This window comes from Anaerobacillus alkalidiazotrophicus, assembly GCF_001866055.1.
This window is the reverse complement of sequence record NZ_MLQS01000001.1, coordinates 1,038,353-1,055,963: the sequence shown is the minus strand read 5'-3', so window position 1 is coordinate 1,055,963 and position 17,611 is coordinate 1,038,353. Positions and strand designations below refer to the sequence as shown.

The window sequence follows — 17,611 nt, the reverse complement described above, 5'->3', positions numbered from 1 at the left end:
AATCTAGCTGTTTTGTAAAGTAAAGTTCTAACCTTATTAATCGAAAGCAAGTCCTACACCCTCTTTTACCGTTTCATCAATTCGCTCAACAATTTCTTGAAAAAGCTCATAAGGTTCTAACTCATCAACCACATCCCCAAGTAAATCCTGGTCTTCTTGATCTAATACTGATATTAAAAATTCATTGATCTCTTTTAAATTCAAACTTTTTCACTCCTCTTAAGTTTATACTCTCGTTCCAAAGCTGAAATGGAAATCAACCAAATCTTCCCCGACTTTCTAACCTCATAATGCTTAAATTTCCTACCTATATTACAATCTCTCTTAACAGTACCAGTAGGTAAATTAAAAAGTTTATCTCCCTCACTAGCTGTTGCTACCTCATGAATGGGTGAAACAATCCCACCAAAATAACTAACTGTTTGCAAAATAAACACCACCTATACTTTTTCGTACATGAATAAGCTTTAAGAGTACGCAAACGTATAATTGATTATTTTAACGAAAATACTCCTAAAAATTAATAACGTGAACTATCATGACTAGAAGCTAATAAAACTATGACAGTAATTAGAAAAAGCATTAACACTACAATTACATCCTTCACTTTTTCAACCTCATTTCCACATAAACCCTAACGTATTGACTTCCTCTGTTTTGGTATGGCAAAGACACTTGTAAAACATCATAATGATTTCTAAAATTATCAATCATCAACTTTATTTCTTCTGCTAAACCTTGCAACCTAACCTTTACCATCTTGAATAACTCTTCTCGTATTGATTTTCCGTAGGGAATACTTTTGCATATGTTGGATAAAATTCAGGTTCACCATATTTAGATAAATAACCGATTGTATTTAAATATGCATTAACTGGACTTTCTTCATGTAATTTAGTTAGTAGCTCAAAAGTTGCTATTACATCAGCTAAAGCCCTATGAGCATTTTTTAATTCGATATTATAACGTTCACACATATCTTCTAACTTGTGAGGGTAATAATGTCGATCTCTGCTAATCGTTAGCGTATCGATAAAGTCATTGTTGAATGTTTCTAACCCGTTTCGTTTAAAGCCATAGTGTAAGAACCCAAGATCAAATGCTGCATTATGAGCAACTAGTAAACTATTACCTATAAAGCTTTTAAACTGAGTAAAAACTTCATTTTTATCTAGTCCTTTTTCATCAAGATCCCTTTTCGTTATTCCAGTAATTTTTGTTATGACCTCTGGTAGTTCTCCCTCAATCTTTACCAACTTGTTAAATCCATCTACTACTACACCGTTTTGTACTTTCACTGCGGCTAATTCAATTACTCTACAACTCTTGCATGATAATCCTGTGGTTTCTACATCAAAAACTACAACATCATTTAACATCTAATTCCACTCCTTTTTAAATTTATTTTTAAATTACTAAGAATAAAATTACAATATCTGTAAATTATAAAATCGATCCCCTAGCTCTAACTACACATCTTAGATCTCACTCAACATCAGTTATTGTTAGGGGTGCGGTGGATTTACGTACTATTCAAGACCAGTTTGATAACCACATTGAATAAGTGCGATTTCATAACCATGCTTTCTATTTTTTAATCCTCTTAAATCTGATCTTCTGAATTGTTCGTCAATAGGATTGTCATAACGAACACTTTCTAGTTTTTCAATCTCCTTGTCCATTTGTTGTAAAGTTTCAATGAACCATTCAATCTTTTCACCTTCTGTTTTCGAATACATAGTATTACGTTCAATTTTATAATTCATTTCAATACCTCCTTAATGGACTGTTTGTTCGAACTGCGCATCAGTTACTTAAATATTGCTTTTCCAAATAATCTCAATTATAATAATATTGCTCCGCTCCGGCGTATGGTAACATACGTATTCTCGATAGGCTTGGGCAGGCCCGTGGGAGTTGGTACTTTGTTGTCTATTCAGCATTGTATTGTCGGGAATTGTTAAGGAGGAGATGTGTATGGATACATTAAGTTTTTTTGGAAATATTGCTAGCTTAATTGGTTTAGTAATTGCTGTTTTTCAATTAGATTTCTTTATTTGTGCCTTCTCCATCCTCGACATGAGGGTAATTTAAACCAACTTTTTGCCCTTATACCGGTCCACCATTTGCTCCTAACAATGCTCCGGCTGGTAACTCCCAATTCTCCATTATCAAATCATCTTTCCTAAAATTCCTACTTAATGCTAATTTCACCCACTTACTTAATCGTCTATCTTTTGGAAGCCTTTCTATCGCTCCTAAATTTGCTTTTTGCTCTAAGGTTAAACGGTTAGTATCAATCGTGTGGTTAAGCTCTTTTTCCTTTTCTACTAGCTTATTGAAGCGTTCTGGAGCTATTTCTCTCATCATTGCCCAAAGGTCTGCTGTTGAAAAAATACAACCAAAGCAACTAGTACGGTTCCAACCAAGTAAATAGGCTGGGTGTGGGAGAAATCTTCTTTTCTCGTATTCGTCCCATATACGTTGCTCTGACCAATCAATTACCGGTCTCCAAGCATGAACAAGTCGTTTCTTGCTGTTACAAGCGTGTATTTCAGTTTCAAAATACTTAGCTCTATTAGGTGACTCTTCTCTGCGTTCTCCAGTAACTACTAAAACTTTTTTATCTTTAAATCTTGGATGATTATTTAATACTCTTCTAAACACATCGATCTTGACATAAGGGCTGCACCATCTAACCCTTAAATCCGGACTCATAGCAGGCCATTTATGTCTGGTACTTCTTTTGCCGTTTCTTGTTGGAAGCTTAACTAATTTTCCGTTATCACAATAATAAACATCACCAGTTAAACTATCCTTCCGCATTAATTCGTTATAAATGCCACCCTCTCGCCACTGGAATGATGTATTAATCCCAAAGTGCTGACCTACCGCCTCGATGTAACTTTCCGTAACTGGCCAATCCATAAACTCGATTAGATCATCATGACCACCATCTACTGATTGATGCCACATCTCAATTTTTTGAGGTTCTATTCCAAGATCAAGAAGATAAAACAAGCAAGCCATACTGTCCTTACCACCACTCTCTGATATGATAATGTGGTCATAATCCTGAAATGGTAGAAGGTCAACTTTTTTCATGTCGGGAACCTCGATTTCAAGTGATACCTCTGGTTCAAAAAGTGCTAGTTGCTGCAAGATATCATCTCCCTTCTGGTGTTGCACATAATTCCTCTATTGTCTTGTTTACTCGGACTACGCAGTAACAGTTTCATTTTCTTTTAGTTGTTTAGACGCCATTTTCAACCCAACCAAATAGCCGATAATTCTATGGGGCATCATATCTCCAATATTGTATATCCACTCCCAATAATCGTGATCAAGTTCAGTGATAAGCTCACTATATAAATCGTTTACGCACTCATAAGCCCATTCGTTTTTATTAGAACAATTTATTGCCGCTAATATCATTTCATCAAATTCTTCGTGGTCAAAAATAACTTCTTCTTCAATTAGTTCTTTTTTCCATTCTGAAAGACGTTTAGCTGCTTTATCCCCATCATAATCTCGCCTTTCTTCTGAATACGCTGCTAATTTTTCCTCAAAATAGTGAACGCCAATATCATCAAAAGAATGAACATTAGACTTCCAAGTTAACCAAAAAACAGCTTCGCCAATGTCACCACTTATATACATTTTGTAACCATCAAAAACATAACGGCAATAATATGTGTTAGTTCCTGGTCTTTTCCATTCAAGAATTTGTAAATCACCATGTTGGGTAAGGGTTGCCTTATGTTCTTTAAACCATTTTTCCTCAATACTTTTTTCTACACTTTCCATTTCCTCAACATCCTTTCTCTTATGGCGCAGATGACTCAACCTTTGATAATAAGGCAGTTTCCTATACCGCCAATACGAAACCCTTCATCTACTTGAAACCAACGTTTACCACCGATTTGAGCGATAATTCCCTCATAATGAGTACCGTGCTCGGAAAAAATTATCGCTTTTTCTCCAACTTTAATCTTGTTACCTAAAATGTCTTTCGTTGGTATTCTTTGAGTTGACTTATTCAAGAGTTACAACCCCTTTCAACTGTTGCACAGTATGCCTCTATTGTTCAGTATTTACGGACTATACATCAATAAATCTATGTTCTTTAATAAAGCTAAGTTTATATAAAGTCGTATGGTTGCAAATATATATTCTATGAACCCCTTTGCTGTCTACATGTAAAACTTCGTAATAATAATAAAATATTCTTAAAAAACGTTGTTTTGAAAGAATAGTACCTTCTGTTAACCTAGTATCCGTATAATGAGGGTTAATAAAATAAACCTTATCTCCAATGTTAAACATAATTAACCTCCTTCACTGTTTGTCTCTAAACCGAAACACGTTCATCCTTTTTTATAACTTCAATTTCTAACCCACAGTTTTTACACTTCACAATTTGAATTATTTCGTTTGTTATTTGGTTTAAGAACATTTGACTTAACTCTATTTCGTAACTTCTGCAGTTGGTACATCTGATAATATTTTTTTCATTCGATCATCCAACTTTTTCAATTAGATTTAATTCCGTGAAAATCTCGTCTAGTAGCTCATTAGCTAGATCAATTTCTTTTTCATGCCTATCCTTGCTTTCCGAGATACTTGTAACATAGCCAATAACATAGGCTAGTGTACGAGACTCCAATTTTTCCCTATTCATTTTTAATGCCTCCTAATATGGCAAATCGTCGATAGCGTATATTTCATTATCAAAACTACTTTCATTTTCAACTGAAAATAGTTTATCGTGCATTTCTTCAAGCATTTCTAATAACTCACGATCCTCTTCGTCTAAATATTCATTTGGCGCTAACATGTGGTGCAATGAAAACAAAATCGTTTTTAACTGCTCACCACTGATAAATACATTAAGTTTTCCTTGTTTCACTTTTCATTCACTCCTATTCTAGGGACGGCTCACGCGCGCCCCGGAACCTTTTGACTCTTTTTATTCAAGGTTCTTCCCTTCGATTGTTGATAGTTCATTAGATACCATGCAGTGTTTAGGATTACTTTTTGCTTTTCAATTTCTGCAATCGTTGCTCCAGAAGTCTTTTTGCTTCTTCAAACTCTGTATCATCGTCTAACTGATCTTCTTGATTAGGAGCTGATAAACATTTTGGCAGCTTATCCTTTTTAACTACAGGTTTTTGAACTTTGGATTTTTCTATTGAGCGTATTGATTTTAAAATTTTCAAGAAATACTTTTGATGCGATTCGTAGTTTAAAGACTTAAATTCAAAACCAATTAATCTATCAATCATCATCAATCTTTCATCATCGGTTACTTGTTCCTGGTTCAGGAAAATTTCTAATGAGTCTGCTACTTTGTCATCTAGGTTATTAATTAGATGATTTGAATCATTAGATATATTATTATCAATTAGATATATTGATTCATTAGTATGTGGACTTTTGTCCACAGGACTCTGTGTACTTAAGTTCACAAGCCCCTGTGTACTTTTGTTCACATCATCCTGTGTACTTTTGTTCTCGGTTTCCTGTGTACTTTTGTACTCAGCACGTGTATTTGCTTTATTTTTTTTAGCTTCAATTCCAGCTTTTGAAAGTAAAAATCCAAATGATTTTCTATCGTTCCACAATCTACATTTAACTAAATTACAGATAGTCGTATCCGAATAAACTGGATATGGATAAACTTTAATATCAATTAAATTTCTTGTACCTAATTTACCTTCGGTTAACTCAATTAGACCAACCTCATACAAAGGTTTTAAAACTTTATATAATCCTTTTCTATCACTGTATCCAAGAATTTTTGCTACATTTTCAATTGAGTTCTTAATATGAAAATCTGCCTTTCTACTTACTGATCGATCTACATAAGTATTTAATTTTAACCATTTCATGAAGAGTGTTTCTGAAAGTTTCACAACTTCACCGATATTTATTTTGGTTGAATTTGTTGAGTTTATGATTACTGTTTCATCATCTTTATCAGTTGCTACCCAACGGTCCATTTGACCAAAATGAAGTACAAAAGTAATATGATCACGTTTCGAAAGTTCATTTATACCTTGTGATATCTTTACAAAATCATTCAATCCTATCCCCCATCTCAATAAATCAAAAATAAAAATTGAAAGGGTAGGAATGCTTATGTACAATAAATTAAGAAGTTAAAAAGCATTCCTATTGGTGTGGTGTGCCAAAACTTCGCTCGACTGTAAGAGTTCCCGCTCTTGCAGTTTTTTTATTGAAGTTCTGCATGTTTATCCCTTTCTTGAAACTCGTTAGTTAATATGTCGATCTAACAACTTAAAAGCTAAATTCCATCTATTTTTGACAACATTTTTCGCGAAGTTATTTAAATTTTTTAAGCATCTAATCGATAGATGATCATAATTGCTTTATATGTTTTACTTCCAGCAAACTTAATTTCTACTATTTCAAGATCTCCATTTTCTTGTAACCAATCATTTGTCTCAGCTTCCGAGTCGCAAATTTTGACCTGTAAAAATCCCGCTATTTCCGCATGTTCTGTCATTACTAAACATCTCCATTTCGTCTATATTTGTTAGTTGTTAAAAGTACTAATACCATGCTGAAATGTAATGTTAAGAGTGCAATCATCATTTCCATTTCATTCACATCCTATTTTTCATAAAGTTATAGCTTGTCTCCTTGCAACAGGTTACTCTTCCCCTGCTGCTGCTTCATTAATACTTAATCTTTTTTCAACTGGTAGGCTATTCCAAATAGCCCAACCAGCTAAATGGAACTCTCGAACTCTTTGTTCATGCTCTTCTTTACTCACTGGTTCTGGAGCTACAATATGGACCTTGGTTTTTCCAAACTGATAGGTGGCTGCATATTTTTGATCTGACATAGACTGATCACCTCTTAGTTTATGTCTATGCTCAAATGCTTGTTGGACTGCCCTCATTTTCGTTAACAAAGTTCTTCCCCCTTTTTAGCTAATATTTATTTGATGTAGCCCTGTTTTTTAAATTCTTGAAACATTAGTTTTTTGTAAACCATTAACCGTCCATGTCTGTAAGTATGTGATCTTGGCGGCTTCTTGGCTGGATGAATAGACGATACCTCAGCAACCTTCCGAGTATAATAAGCAATTCGACGTTGAACCTCTTTCATTTATATCAACTCATTAATCAGCGATATTGAAGCATTATACGATCTAACCAATCTCTTGCCCGATAATATTCATCACTACCACCACGCCGTTCTGAATTGGTTAAGTCTTGTACAAAAGCACCAAGTAATTTTGAAACTGAACTCTCCCTTTCTTCTGCAATTTCTTTCAACCGTAGGTACTCATTTTCGTTAATATCAATAGTTATTCTTTTAGTCATTAGTACCAACACCCTCTAGTATCGTAATGGAACCAATCTGTATCACCTTTCCAAAACACATGTAAACAATTTTCTTTCTTACTCCATTTAATTTCTTTTAGTTGCTTTAGTTCGTATTTCTTTCTCATTTCAGTACCCCAAGCAGCTAAATGTCTTTTATAGACTCTTACAAATAGCTGTTGTTGCTGCTCAGTTAATTTCGAAAAACCTTTAACCTTTATAAAATCAGCGACTTCCATATCTTCTACATCCCTTCTTCAAATAGGTTCATTGGCTGCCTTGCAGCGCTTTGATGGACAATGTGATTTATTCGTAAGCTGAACCACAAAACAGCGTATAGAGTAGCAGTTTGAAGGATTTTTTAATTTATTGTCGAAATCTAGATTATGAAACTTAACTCTGGATTTAACCTACATTAATCTTTTCTTTCCTTAACCCCTTTGTACAAGAAACTTGTACTTTCTCATTAAAAAAAAGATGATTTACGTCTTTTCCAAAAAGCTTTGCTAGTTTAAATGCATCGGATAATTTAGGTGAAGAGTAACCATTTTCCCAATTACTAATAGTGCCTTTTTTACAATTAAGTATTTTCGCAACACTTTCTTGGGTTAGTCCACATTCTTTTCTTGCATTAATAAGATTGTTATTTTTCATGTCATCACCTCGTTTTGTATGAAAATCTTGTACTTTATAAGTTGATTATAAGTACAAGAAACTTGTATGTCAATACAAATGTATGATTTTCTTGTACTTTAATTTAAAAAATTTCCATTTGATGTACAATTAATTTGTACTTTTATTTATTAGGAGGGGAAATTGTGTTATCGCAGCGATTAAGAGAAGCTAGGAAGAGAAAAAAACTTACCCAAGAAGATTTAGCCAAGAAACTTAAAACTACAAAGGGTACAGTAAGTAATTATGAAAATGGTTATAGTACTCCCTCTAATGAATTATTAAAAGATCTTGCTGATATATTAGATGTTACAACTGATTATTTATTAGGTCGTACTAATAAAGAAAAAGAACCAGAATCCAAGCTTCCAGTATTAAATTCCAAAGATGAACGTGATATTGCTAAAAAGCTTGAAGCTATAATCAATGACCTTGAAGGTGATACAAGCCTAGCATTCGATGGTGAACCTATGGATGATAACACTCGTGAATTGGTTTTAGCACAAATTGAAAGTAATCTACGTTTAGCAAAGCAACTTGCAAAGAAAAAATTTACACCTAAGAAATATCAAAAAGAATAGGGCTTTGTTATGAGGGGGGATTTCTAAATGAGAATTAAAGAAACCATAACAAAGCTTTTAAAAAAACATAAAACAAACGATCCATTCGTAATAGCTGCAGAAAAGAATATTATTGTTTCATATGCTGATTTAGGAGATACATACGGATTTTTTACACATGCCTCAAGAATAAAGTTCATTAATATCAACAATAAATTAGACGATACAATGCAACGCTTCGTATGCGCCCACGAATTAGGACATGCAATCTTACACCCCAGAGCAAATACACCATTTCTAAAAAAGAACACCTTTTACTCTATAGATAAAATTGAAGTCGAAGCTAACACCTTTGCCGTTGAGTTATTGTTACCAGATTACGAGATTGATAATTTCCGAGATACAAATATGACAATAAAAGAAGTTGCTGGGATCTATGGTGTTCCAGGAGAAGTATGTGAATTGAAAACTTACATAAAGAATTAACTATCTACACAGAAAGAGAGTGATAAAAAAAGGAAATGAGAAAAGATTTAAGAGAAATTATTCGGTTAATAATAACATTCGGTGGATTATATTGGTTTTTTATGCATAGTAGCATGTATTGGCCTCATTTTGTGGTTATCTTAGTTGCAGCTTCGCTCCTTCCAAACCTACTAATAATCCCAAAGAAAAAGAAAAGTTCTAAATCCAGGACTGCTAATGCCAAAAAAACTTCTGGTAATTCAAAGAAAACTAAGACACCTACTAAAGCTCACAACCTACTAAGATCAGAAAATGAAATATTAACCTTACCATTTAACGAATTATCATGGAGAGAGTTTGAACGCCTATGTTACCTTTATTACAAAGCAAAAGGGTTTAAACCACGGGAGACTTCCGAAGGTGCAGATGGTGGTGTAGACTTGATTATTTTTAGTAAAGAACATAATGCTAATGTAGCTGTGCAAATCAAGCATTATAAAGGTGGGAAACCAATAGGCGTAGAACCAATTCGTGAATTAAATAGTGCAAAAAGAAACCATAATTGTTCACTTGCTGATTTTATAACCACATCTTCATTTACAAATGCCGCATTACTTCAAGCCGATAAATTTAAGATTGATACTCATGATAAAAATTGGGTTGAAAACAATATTCTAAAATGGAGAGATCAAGAAGCAAGAAAAAGAAAATTAGCATGATTTTTTTCAAAACAAAAGACAAGCTGAGTGCTTGTCTTTTATCTTCTAAAACGCCTTGAAACATATTCAGCTTCCATAGAATCTCTTCTGTAACCAAAAAGTTTTCCACGAGCATATTATCTATACACTTTACCTCTAGACATCCCATCTTCGCTGTTAAAACTTCGATAATCATCACTCATCATATCCTTTATTAAAACAGCGTCGTAAACTAAAGAAAATAACCTAGGTGCAAAATAAATTGCCAAGGCCAATAATACAAAAGGTCCAACTACATTCAACAAATCAATAGCTCCACTCAACAATTCTCCTGCACCAAACGGCAAACTAATTCCTGAAAAATCTATCATTTTATCAACTCCTAAAAAATTTTATTAGCTTTAACGTAGCTTTTTTGTCAGTTTTTGTATACCACAAAATAACAAAATTAACTCGAAACTTAGTACAAACAAATGTTATAATAAAGCCAATATTCAAGTGAGAGGAATGTTTTTAGTGAGTGATAAATTAGATTTGATCTTACAAAAGCTAGAAGCTTTAGAAACTGGTCAAAATTTGTTAAAAACCGAAATAAATAAACGTTTTGACGATTTAAAAAATACAATAGAGACTCAACACATTGAAAATTTAAATTCCGACAATTTTATTCTTAAATCATTAGATGACGTAAAAGAAAGTGTTCGTTTTGTAAATCATAGAGTGGCTGATGCCGAACTTGAACTAAACAACATAAAAAAAGTAAGACAATAATACTTTCATCTGAAAATTGTATATTACTTCTATTTTCATCAGTATAAAGTTTTCAAAAATAATTTTTATTTTCGTTATTAAACTATTCGCTAACACATATTCGCTAGAAAAGACAGGATCTTATTATCCTGTCTTTTCATTTATAATCAATAGTCAGTTTTCTAAGTATAGAGGTGAAAAAATGGGGAGAAATAAGCTTTCAAAAGGAAAATTTAATTATATAAATATGGATAGAAGAAATAGAAACTATATGTATAAAAATTTTTATAAAAGTATTTCACATGGTACTAATTTTTCTGGCTCTAATTTTAACTTTGCATCCTTAAGGGCAGCCAAATTTACGGTATGTTCTTTCTACAAAGCTAATTTTTATTGGACTGAGTTTATAGGAACTAACATTAAAAGATCAAATTTTGAAAGTGCTTATTTTGAAAATGTAACATTTAATTCAGTAAGCTTTGAGAGAGTAAATTTTGAAAATGCAATCTTCAAAAATGTAAAATTCCTCAATGTCGGATTAAAAGGAGTTAAAAATTTTAGAATCGAAGATCATGATATTACTATACTAAACGATATGCCAAATATTGTCGTTAACCAAACTTTAAACGACCTTATTGATGATTTAAGGAAAAATGACTATATCAGACGATCTAAAGTATTACACCTAAAAAAGAATAGAATAAACACATTAAATATCAGCATATTATTAGAATATTTCACAGATGAAGAATTAATAATTGGTCTAAAATTAGCTGGAGAAAAATTGAATAAAAATTTCTCTACGGTTTCATATTTAATCAAATTCATACAAAAAGAAATATAATTTGGTATAATGATAATACCCTGCCCAGCTACCGAGAGGATAAGCTCATAGTGTCTACGGACTGTTGGGGGAATACTATGACTTGTTATTTTCTGGAGGTGTTGCCTATGGTTGGCAATTTTTCAACTGTAGTGGGATTTTTAACATTGATTATTACCTTATTGATAGAATCTCTTTGTAATGCCTCTCGAATGGCTGCGGTTTTATTTAATTTATATGTATTTAAAAGTCAAAAATTATTATTATAAAGAGCACATTTCAATTTTACAGGAAAATTTAGTTAATGCCATGTCACAATTTGATATGGCTTTTTTCAATAACCTAATTAAAATATTTTTATACATCTTTACAAATAACTCAGATCAAATTATCCTTAAAACAGAACTCTTGTTCTTGTTTTTTCCTTACAAAACTTAGTCATGAAACAAAAATAAATATTTATACTTATAATAAGGTCAATAAAAAAGGGTGATTGGAATGGATCGAGTTTGTATGTACCTTAGAAAATCTCGTGCTGATCTAGAAGCGGAATCACGTGGTGAAGGTGAAACACTTGCCAAACATAAAAAAGCTCTCTTAAAGACAGCCAAACAACTAAACTTAAACATTATTAAAATTCGCGAAGAAATTGTTTCTGGAGAAAGTTTGATGCATCGACCGGAAATGTTAGAGTTATTAAAAGAAATTGAAAATAAACAATATGATGGTGTATTGGTCATGGATATGGATCGTCTTGGACGCGGAAATATGCAAGAGCAAGGATTGATACTTGAGACGTTCCAGAAGGCTAAAACAAAGATTATTACTCCTAGAAAGACTTATGATCTTTCAGACGAATGGGATGAAGAATATAGTGAATTTGAAGCGTTTATGGCTAGGAAAGAGCTAAAGATTATTAATAGACGTTTACAAGGTGGAAGAATACGCTCTATCGAAGAAGGTAATTATATTGCTACTCTCCCCCCTTACGGTTACGTAATCAAAGATTTAGACAATGGCCGAACTTTGGAACCTCATCCAGATCAAGCTCCAGTAATAAAAATGATTTTTGATTGGTATACAAACTCTGATCATTCAAGACGTTTAGCCACGGGACATATAGCGAACGAGTTAAATTCTTTAGGCTATAAAACTTATACTGGTAAGTCCTGGACAGGTAATTCGGTACTCAACATAATAAAAAATGCTGTTTATGCTGGAAGGCTACAATGGAAACGTAAAGAAATTAAAAAGTCTATTACGCCCGGTAAGGTAAAAGATACCAGGACAAGAGACAAAGCTGAGTGGATTGACGTCCTAGGGAAACACGAGCCTTTGATATCAATGGAAACCTATCAAAAGGCTCAGGAGATTTTAAAAAAGAAATATCATGTTCCGTATCAATTATTAAACCCTGTGAGAAATCCATTAGCTGGATTAATTCGTTGTGGTCATTGTGGAGCTGCAATGGTTTATAGACCTTATACAAGACAGGCTGCTCATTTAATGTGTTCAAACAAACATTGCCATTCGAGGAGCGCTAGATTTGATTATGTAGAAAAAAGAGTCATAGAAGCCTTGAGGATGTGGCTAGAGCAATTTAAAGCCAATTGGGAAGCATATACACCTAAAGAGGACAAAGGCACTGAGATGCTGGATATAAAGCGTAAATCTATTATACTTCTTCAAAAGGAACTTGAAGAAATGGAACAACAAAAAAATAGACTTCACGATTTTCTCGAAAGGGGTGTTTACGACGAAGAAACCTTCCTCGATCGCTCTCAGCTTTTATCTAAAAAAACAAATGACATTCGGCTTTCAATTGAAGAAATAAAAGTTGATTTACAATTAGAAAACAAACGTGAAGAAGCTCAAAAGAACATCATTCCAATCATGGAAAACGTCCTAGACGTCTACTATAAGGACGATGATGCAGAAAGAAAAAACGTACTTCTTAAAACAGTCCTAGATAAAGCTATTTATAAAAAAGAAAAACACCAGCGCAACGATGACTTTGAGCTAGTGTTATATCCTCTGATAAAACCCTTTATTTAAAGGGTTTTTATTATACCGATAACCTCATGAGGGTATTTCATTGCCTTCCTTATCTGTTCCGATTGGATCGTGAAGAGAAACGTCTTTTTTTACTTTCTTCAAAGCACGTAGATGCATTAGTATTTCTATTCTAAAGTCAAAAGGGGTGCAGAAAATTGTGGTAATAAATTGAAGAAATTTCGAGGTCGTTCAATTGCTTATAGGAAGCATTATAGCACACTGCATGGACAAGGGTAAATATATTTAATGCAACGGTGTTTAAGAAATTACCTCATGTTGATCACCCACAATTTATTTCTCTCATTAAACTATACCTTGTAAATTGAGATAAGAAAAAATCCAAACACCTACTGAACTGTACTATTAAGAATGGAGGTGTTTGCAGTGTTAGTAAAAACTGTTTTCAATATAAAAAGAGCTTCAGACGAAACTCCAAAGCTCTCAAAATGTACCGTTTTATTACCAGAATCTTAATCTTTTATAGCTGTTACAATTCCATCCTCTAAATAAATATACTTAAAATTTGGATAAGCCCATTGTTCACGCACTCTATTGGCTGTCGTTGTTCGGTTAACTTTTTCTGGCTTACCCCAACGGCTTTCTAATACTTCATTACTTGTCATTCCAACCTTAGGAAGTGGTTTATTTGCTTCAACAATGCGTTCCCTTTCATCTCTCTTACTTTGGACACTAACCATTTTTTGGTAATCCCTTTCCTCTTTATGAAGTTCATTCCATTGTTCAATAGTAAAAAATTGATTGATGTAACTTATTATTTCCTCTGCTTTAATTCCGTTATAACTAGGACTAATCCATACTAGGTTCTTTTCAAATAGAAAATTATTTGGATCGTTTGATATATTATAAATATATTTTGCGTTCGCAAATTTTTTTAAGGTAGTTACTACTTCTATATCATGTTGAATAGTGTTATCTATGGTATATTCACTTGCTTTTTTATAATTTTTGTTATCAATAAGTTTTATAATTTCCTCAATTTCATCAAGCCGTGCTTCTTTCTTTTTATCATCATTCCTTTGTTTTTGAGATTGATCGTAATCTTTAATTATTTTGTAAATGTCGTTTTCGATATCCTCTATCAACAAACTAAAATCTATTTCATCAATATTATTTTTTAAAAATACAGCACGTTCTGCATTTAATAAATTCATAAAATAATCATTATAAATTTCTATTGCTTCCTCACGATTTTCTTCTATTTCTACTTCATAGAAACCTAACTTAAATACTCTTAAAAAATTGGAATTCCATGCATCATTTCTACTTGCTATGTCTCTTAAAAAAACTTGTTCCTTTTCATCAACTAAAGATTTTTCTTTATTGATTACAGCCATTTCATTTTCTTCACCTAGTGAATTATTTGAACAACCAATAATTATCTGTATAATTATAAAAACTATTATTATCTTTTTAATAATAATTACCCCTTTCAAAAAATTTTAACACACACTAAAAATACCATATGTTTATAATTTTGGAAATATATATATAAACAAAGCAAAAATCTAAATGTAGTATCTCCCAATAGAAAACTACAATCATATAATCAATATAGGTTACATTGACGAACTAATCCCTAACCATTATATTTGTGTTATAGTATATTTAGGTGGTAACATGCCAAGCTCTCAATATTCAACAAAAAAAATCGTTCCCCACTTCAGTGAGAAACGATTGATATTTTGAAAACAAATTCAAATAATAAAGAGCTAATTCCGATAGACCGTAAATTGTTTTCCAATTTCCGAGAGAACCACCGGAGTAACATGTTATTAACTATTATTCTTTTTCATACTTTTGTAACAAGAAGGACAACATTCATCAAATTCATCATCATCGACTATATCCCTACAACTTGGACAAACCCAGCCAGTACAGTATTCGCATATATACCCTTCATACAAGTACTCTTCTCCACCCCACATTTCTAGATATTCCGTACATTCTACACACTGTGTCACTTCACTCACCCCTAATTCAATATATGGGGATGTGTTTATAAAAATAACCTCCCTTGAACAACGAACGTACATTCGTATATAATGTTAATTAATAAAGGAGCTGATAATATGACATTAAAAGATCGCGGAAATATCAAATGGACTTCCCTCATGTTACCTGAGCATGTTGAAATGCTGCGTAAATGGGCTGATGATCTCAACAAGGTTCCACGCCCTATGCTAGACGAACAACAATGGGAAGAAATCGAAATAACAGTTACTGATGCCATCGCAGATAATAACGTACTAGCTTTTACATATTGGGAAGATGGGTACTATAAGACGTTGATCGGTCGAGTGCATTTTATAGATATGAACGGTAAACAATTTAGGATAGTTGATGAATTTGACGAGAAACTTTGTGTAGCTTTTGAGGATATAGGCGCAGTAAACACCTTGTAGCTGTATGTGGTAATGTTCGACCATGTTCTTAAGCATTGACCATCCCCTATCTATTTATTATATTTGTAGTACAACAAAATCGAGGTGGTAACATGCCAAGCTTTCAATATGGCAATACAGCATTAGAATATTCACTAGAAGTAAAACCAGATAAAAGGGACATTTCGATATCAGTTGAATGGCTTGATGGGGTTAGAGTTATAGTTCCAGAAGGAGTAGAAGAAGATCAACTTCATTCCATTCTCTATAAAAAAGCGCCTTGGATATTAAATAAATGGAACTCTTTTCAGGAGATCGTTGATCCACCACTACCGAAGGAATATGTTAGTGGAGAGAAGTTTGCCTACCTGGGGAGAAACTACCGATTAAAAGTACATAAGCGTGATGACATTACTCAATCTACATTAGTATTTAAGCAAGGGAAATTCATAGCAAATGTACCTAGTTCTTATGCTGACCAAGAAAAAAATCATGAACTATATGAACTATTCAAAGAATGGTACAAGCTACATGGCGAAGCAAAGATCAAGGAACGCCTTAACATTTATTGTCCTAAAATGGGATTATCCCCCTCTAAAATTGAATTAAAGGAACAAAAAATGCGTTGGGGAACATGTACCGGAGATAATGCAATATATTTAAATTGGCGCATCGTGATGGCTCCTTTGGTCATTGTAGATTACTTGCTGGTTCATGAGCTTGCACATATTAAATACCCAAATCACTCAAAGGAATACTGGCAGCTTGTTCATTCGATAATGCCAGATTATGAGCAGCGTAAAGAGTGGTTACGAATAAATGGTCCAACCCTTAGTTTATAAGAGGTGGACCATTTTAGCTTAAGATGATTTTTTCATTTTATTGTATAATTCAATATCCTTAAAATTTCGGATCACCTTTTTTACATCTTCACTACTTTTTATCTGAGTTGACATAATATTACTTCTATCTATAAAGTTGTTAACTTTATTTAGATTTAATTTACAGAGTATAATTATTTTTACTCTTAATATAAATTTATATCTATTTTCTATCGTCTTTTTCGACTTTAACCTAAAAAATACTTGTAAATATGCATCATAAAGCACTAATAGATAAATATAAAAGATGAATAACAGTGAAAGTATAGAAGGTAAAAACATTTCTTTATATTTATCCGAAATTACAATATTTTCTAAATTTCCAAATAGCATTTTAGTAGAATAAATCAAAGCTATTAAACCAATGAGTGCTAATAAAAAGTTAAAGAAATTTTTTATCCTGCTAAACTCTTTACTTTGATATCTAGAACTATTGTCCAAGTAGTTAACTAAAATTGAGAGAACTGTGATTACAAAGATTAATATAACCTCAACAATAAAGGAAAAACTATATAAATTAATTATAAATTGAAAGACAATAAATAACTTAACGTTATCTTTAATCAAATTTATAAAATAAGAATGGTCATTAGCTTTTCCAATTGCTCTTACTGATGACACGAATGCAAAGCCTATGAGCCAAAACAAAGTTCCTTTTAACAATTTTATTTCCCAAAAACCAATACTTATTAGAAAATAAATCATAGCAAAAAAATATGCAAATAAGCTTATATACCAAACGAATAAATGCTTATTAAACATTGCTTTTAGCAACATAGGAAATTGTTTTCTAACACCTTTTATTGAGAAAGCAAAAATGACAAAAATAATTATCCAAAATCCAATTGCTAATTCCCTATTACTAAACTCTTCAAGCATAAAGTGGTACAACCTATTCATTTCACTTATAATTATCAATACTACTATCCTTCCCATACTTTTGATTTTTC

At 32.5% G+C, this 17,611-nt stretch carries 31 protein-coding genes and 1 pseudogene; 9 read left to right on the top strand and 23 right to left on the bottom strand.

Annotated elements, in window-relative coordinates; translation table 11 throughout:
* Positions 1-36 precede the first annotated feature (36 nt).
* From BKP45_RS22415 to BKP45_RS04970, 18 genes are all read right to left on the bottom strand, one after another.
* Positions 37-204, bottom strand: a complete 168-nt coding sequence (locus BKP45_RS22415; RefSeq protein ID WP_169824061.1) for a hypothetical protein — start codon at positions 202-204, stop codon at positions 37-39.
* Positions 201-428 (bottom strand): helix-turn-helix domain-containing protein, encoded by a 228-nt coding sequence (locus tag BKP45_RS05030; RefSeq protein ID WP_071388615.1) that lies wholly within the window; start codon positions 426-428, stop codon positions 201-203. The genes BKP45_RS22415 and BKP45_RS05030 overlap by 4 nt, the downstream gene beginning before the upstream one ends.
* A gap of 175 nt (positions 429-603) precedes the next feature.
* Entirely contained in the window at positions 604-759 is a 156-nt protein-coding gene (locus BKP45_RS21440) for a DUF3970 family protein (RefSeq protein ID WP_084787613.1), read from the bottom strand.
* On the bottom strand, positions 753-1,379 hold the full coding sequence (locus BKP45_RS05025; protein ID WP_071388614.1) for a 3'-5' exonuclease: 627 nt from the start codon (positions 1,377-1,379) through the stop codon (positions 753-755). Before BKP45_RS05025 ends, BKP45_RS21440 begins: the two co-directional genes overlap by 7 nt.
* 150 nt (positions 1,380-1,529) lie before the next feature.
* Positions 1,530-1,766: a hypothetical protein gene (locus tag BKP45_RS05020; protein ID WP_071388613.1), complete on the bottom strand. Its 237-nt coding sequence runs from the start codon at positions 1,764-1,766 to the stop codon at positions 1,530-1,532.
* A 343-nt stretch (positions 1,767-2,109) separates the two neighbouring features.
* A complete protein-coding gene (locus BKP45_RS05015; protein ID WP_245747384.1) occupies positions 2,110-3,162 on the bottom strand; it encodes a phosphoadenosine phosphosulfate reductase domain-containing protein in 1,053 nt (350 codons plus the stop codon).
* Between the two features lie 57 nt (positions 3,163-3,219).
* Complete coding sequence (locus tag BKP45_RS05010) at positions 3,220-3,807, bottom strand: hypothetical protein (protein ID WP_071388612.1); 588 nt, start codon at positions 3,805-3,807, stop codon at positions 3,220-3,222.
* Between the two features lie 35 nt (positions 3,808-3,842).
* On the bottom strand, positions 3,843-4,043 hold the full coding sequence (locus BKP45_RS05005; protein ID WP_071388611.1) for a hypothetical protein: 201 nt from the start codon (positions 4,041-4,043) through the stop codon (positions 3,843-3,845).
* A 58-nt stretch (positions 4,044-4,101) separates the two neighbouring features.
* Complete coding sequence (locus tag BKP45_RS05000) at positions 4,102-4,326, bottom strand: hypothetical protein (protein ID WP_071388610.1); 225 nt, start codon at positions 4,324-4,326, stop codon at positions 4,102-4,104.
* Between the two features lie 193 nt (positions 4,327-4,519).
* Complete coding sequence (locus BKP45_RS22410) at positions 4,520-4,681, bottom strand: hypothetical protein (RefSeq protein WP_169824060.1); 162 nt, start codon at positions 4,679-4,681, stop codon at positions 4,520-4,522.
* A gap of 12 nt (positions 4,682-4,693) precedes the next feature.
* Positions 4,694-4,909: a hypothetical protein gene (locus BKP45_RS04995; RefSeq protein WP_071388609.1), complete on the bottom strand. Its 216-nt coding sequence runs from the start codon at positions 4,907-4,909 to the stop codon at positions 4,694-4,696.
* Positions 4,910-5,030: 121 nt separating this feature from the next.
* Positions 5,031-6,086 carry a hypothetical protein gene (locus tag BKP45_RS04990; protein WP_071388608.1) on the bottom strand — a complete coding sequence of 352 codons (1,056 nt, stop codon included), beginning with the start codon at positions 6,084-6,086 and terminating at the stop codon, positions 5,031-5,033.
* Positions 6,087-6,358: 272 nt separating this feature from the next.
* Positions 6,359-6,529 carry a hypothetical protein gene (locus tag BKP45_RS22405; RefSeq protein ID WP_169824059.1) on the bottom strand — a complete coding sequence of 57 codons (171 nt, stop codon included), beginning with the start codon at positions 6,527-6,529 and terminating at the stop codon, positions 6,359-6,361.
* Between the two features lie 147 nt (positions 6,530-6,676).
* Positions 6,677-6,940 (bottom strand): hypothetical protein, encoded by a 264-nt coding sequence (locus BKP45_RS04985; RefSeq protein ID WP_139193740.1) that lies wholly within the window; start codon positions 6,938-6,940, stop codon positions 6,677-6,679.
* Between the two features lie 26 nt (positions 6,941-6,966).
* On the bottom strand, positions 6,967-7,137 hold the full coding sequence (locus tag BKP45_RS22400; RefSeq protein WP_169824058.1) for a hypothetical protein: 171 nt from the start codon (positions 7,135-7,137) through the stop codon (positions 6,967-6,969).
* Positions 7,138-7,154: 17 nt separating this feature from the next.
* Positions 7,155-7,355 carry a hypothetical protein gene (locus BKP45_RS04980; protein ID WP_071388607.1) on the bottom strand — a complete coding sequence of 67 codons (201 nt, stop codon included), beginning with the start codon at positions 7,353-7,355 and terminating at the stop codon, positions 7,155-7,157.
* Positions 7,355-7,594, bottom strand: coding sequence for a hypothetical protein (locus BKP45_RS04975; RefSeq protein ID WP_071388606.1), 240 nt, complete (start codon positions 7,592-7,594; stop codon positions 7,355-7,357). The genes BKP45_RS04980 and BKP45_RS04975 overlap by 1 nt, the downstream gene beginning before the upstream one ends.
* A 166-nt stretch (positions 7,595-7,760) precedes the next feature.
* Entirely contained in the window at positions 7,761-8,009 is a 249-nt protein-coding gene (locus tag BKP45_RS04970) for a helix-turn-helix transcriptional regulator (protein ID WP_071388605.1), read from the bottom strand.
* A gap of 164 nt (positions 8,010-8,173) precedes the next feature.
* Here BKP45_RS04970 and BKP45_RS04965 point away from each other — a divergent pair, with 164 nt between their 5' ends.
* From BKP45_RS04965 to BKP45_RS04955, 3 genes are read left to right on the top strand one after another with little or no spacing between them, the layout of a single operon-like run.
* Positions 8,174-8,608: a helix-turn-helix domain-containing protein gene (locus BKP45_RS04965; RefSeq protein ID WP_071388604.1), complete on the top strand. Its 435-nt coding sequence runs from the start codon at positions 8,174-8,176 to the stop codon at positions 8,606-8,608.
* Positions 8,609-8,635: 27 nt separating this feature from the next.
* Entirely contained in the window at positions 8,636-9,073 is a 438-nt protein-coding gene (locus tag BKP45_RS04960) for an ImmA/IrrE family metallo-endopeptidase (protein WP_071388603.1), read from the top strand.
* 35 nt (positions 9,074-9,108) lie between these two features.
* Positions 9,109-9,771: a restriction endonuclease gene (locus BKP45_RS04955; protein ID WP_071388602.1), complete on the top strand. Its 663-nt coding sequence runs from the start codon at positions 9,109-9,111 to the stop codon at positions 9,769-9,771.
* Between the two features lie 116 nt (positions 9,772-9,887).
* On the opposite strand, the gene BKP45_RS04950 is transcribed toward BKP45_RS04955, so the two are convergent.
* Positions 9,888-10,121: a hypothetical protein gene (locus BKP45_RS04950; RefSeq protein ID WP_071388601.1), complete on the bottom strand. Its 234-nt coding sequence runs from the start codon at positions 10,119-10,121 to the stop codon at positions 9,888-9,890.
* A 145-nt stretch (positions 10,122-10,266) separates the two neighbouring features.
* Between BKP45_RS04950 and BKP45_RS04945 the strand changes: the two genes are divergently transcribed.
* From BKP45_RS04945 to BKP45_RS04935, 4 genes are all read left to right on the top strand, one after another.
* Complete coding sequence (locus BKP45_RS04945) at positions 10,267-10,521, top strand: hypothetical protein (RefSeq protein WP_071388600.1); 255 nt, start codon at positions 10,267-10,269, stop codon at positions 10,519-10,521.
* Positions 10,522-10,702: 181 nt separating this feature from the next.
* Entirely contained in the window at positions 10,703-11,344 is a 642-nt protein-coding gene (locus tag BKP45_RS04940; protein WP_071388599.1) for a pentapeptide repeat-containing protein, read from the top strand.
* 107 nt (positions 11,345-11,451) lie between these two features.
* A complete protein-coding gene (locus BKP45_RS22395) occupies positions 11,452-11,592 on the top strand; it encodes a hypothetical protein (RefSeq protein ID WP_169824057.1) in 141 nt (46 codons plus the stop codon).
* Between the two features lie 229 nt (positions 11,593-11,821).
* Positions 11,822-13,378, top strand: coding sequence for a recombinase family protein (locus tag BKP45_RS04935; protein ID WP_071388598.1), 1,557 nt, complete (start codon positions 11,822-11,824; stop codon positions 13,376-13,378).
* A gap of 33 nt (positions 13,379-13,411) precedes the next feature.
* Here the strand turns inward: BKP45_RS04935 and BKP45_RS22910 are convergent.
* The 3 genes and pseudogenes from BKP45_RS22910 to BKP45_RS04925 all read right to left on the bottom strand — a co-directional run.
* Positions 13,412-13,504 (bottom strand): annotated as a pseudogene (locus BKP45_RS22910) (RNA polymerase subunit sigma); the annotation flags it as partial.
* A 344-nt stretch (positions 13,505-13,848) separates the two neighbouring features.
* On the bottom strand, positions 13,849-14,733 hold the full coding sequence (locus BKP45_RS04930) for a hypothetical protein (RefSeq protein WP_071388597.1): 885 nt from the start codon (positions 14,731-14,733) through the stop codon (positions 13,849-13,851).
* A gap of 438 nt (positions 14,734-15,171) precedes the next feature.
* Positions 15,172-15,360 carry a hypothetical protein gene (locus BKP45_RS04925; RefSeq protein WP_071388596.1) on the bottom strand — a complete coding sequence of 63 codons (189 nt, stop codon included), beginning with the start codon at positions 15,358-15,360 and terminating at the stop codon, positions 15,172-15,174.
* 108 nt (positions 15,361-15,468) lie between these two features.
* Between BKP45_RS04925 and BKP45_RS04920 the strand changes: the two genes are divergently transcribed.
* Together BKP45_RS04920 and BKP45_RS04915 are read left to right on the top strand one after the other, a co-directional pair.
* Positions 15,469-15,801 carry a YolD-like family protein gene (locus BKP45_RS04920; protein WP_071388595.1) on the top strand — a complete coding sequence of 111 codons (333 nt, stop codon included), beginning with the start codon at positions 15,469-15,471 and terminating at the stop codon, positions 15,799-15,801.
* Between the two features lie 92 nt (positions 15,802-15,893).
* Positions 15,894-16,622, top strand: a complete 729-nt coding sequence (locus tag BKP45_RS04915) for a M48 family metallopeptidase (RefSeq protein ID WP_071388594.1) — start codon at positions 15,894-15,896, stop codon at positions 16,620-16,622.
* 18 nt (positions 16,623-16,640) lie between these two features.
* On the opposite strand, the gene BKP45_RS04910 is transcribed toward BKP45_RS04915, so the two are convergent.
* The gene (locus BKP45_RS04910; protein ID WP_071388593.1) at positions 16,641-17,540 is read right to left on the bottom strand and encodes a hypothetical protein; all 900 of its coding nucleotides are present in this window, start codon (positions 17,538-17,540) and stop codon (positions 16,641-16,643) included.
* Positions 17,541-17,611 lie beyond the last annotated feature (71 nt).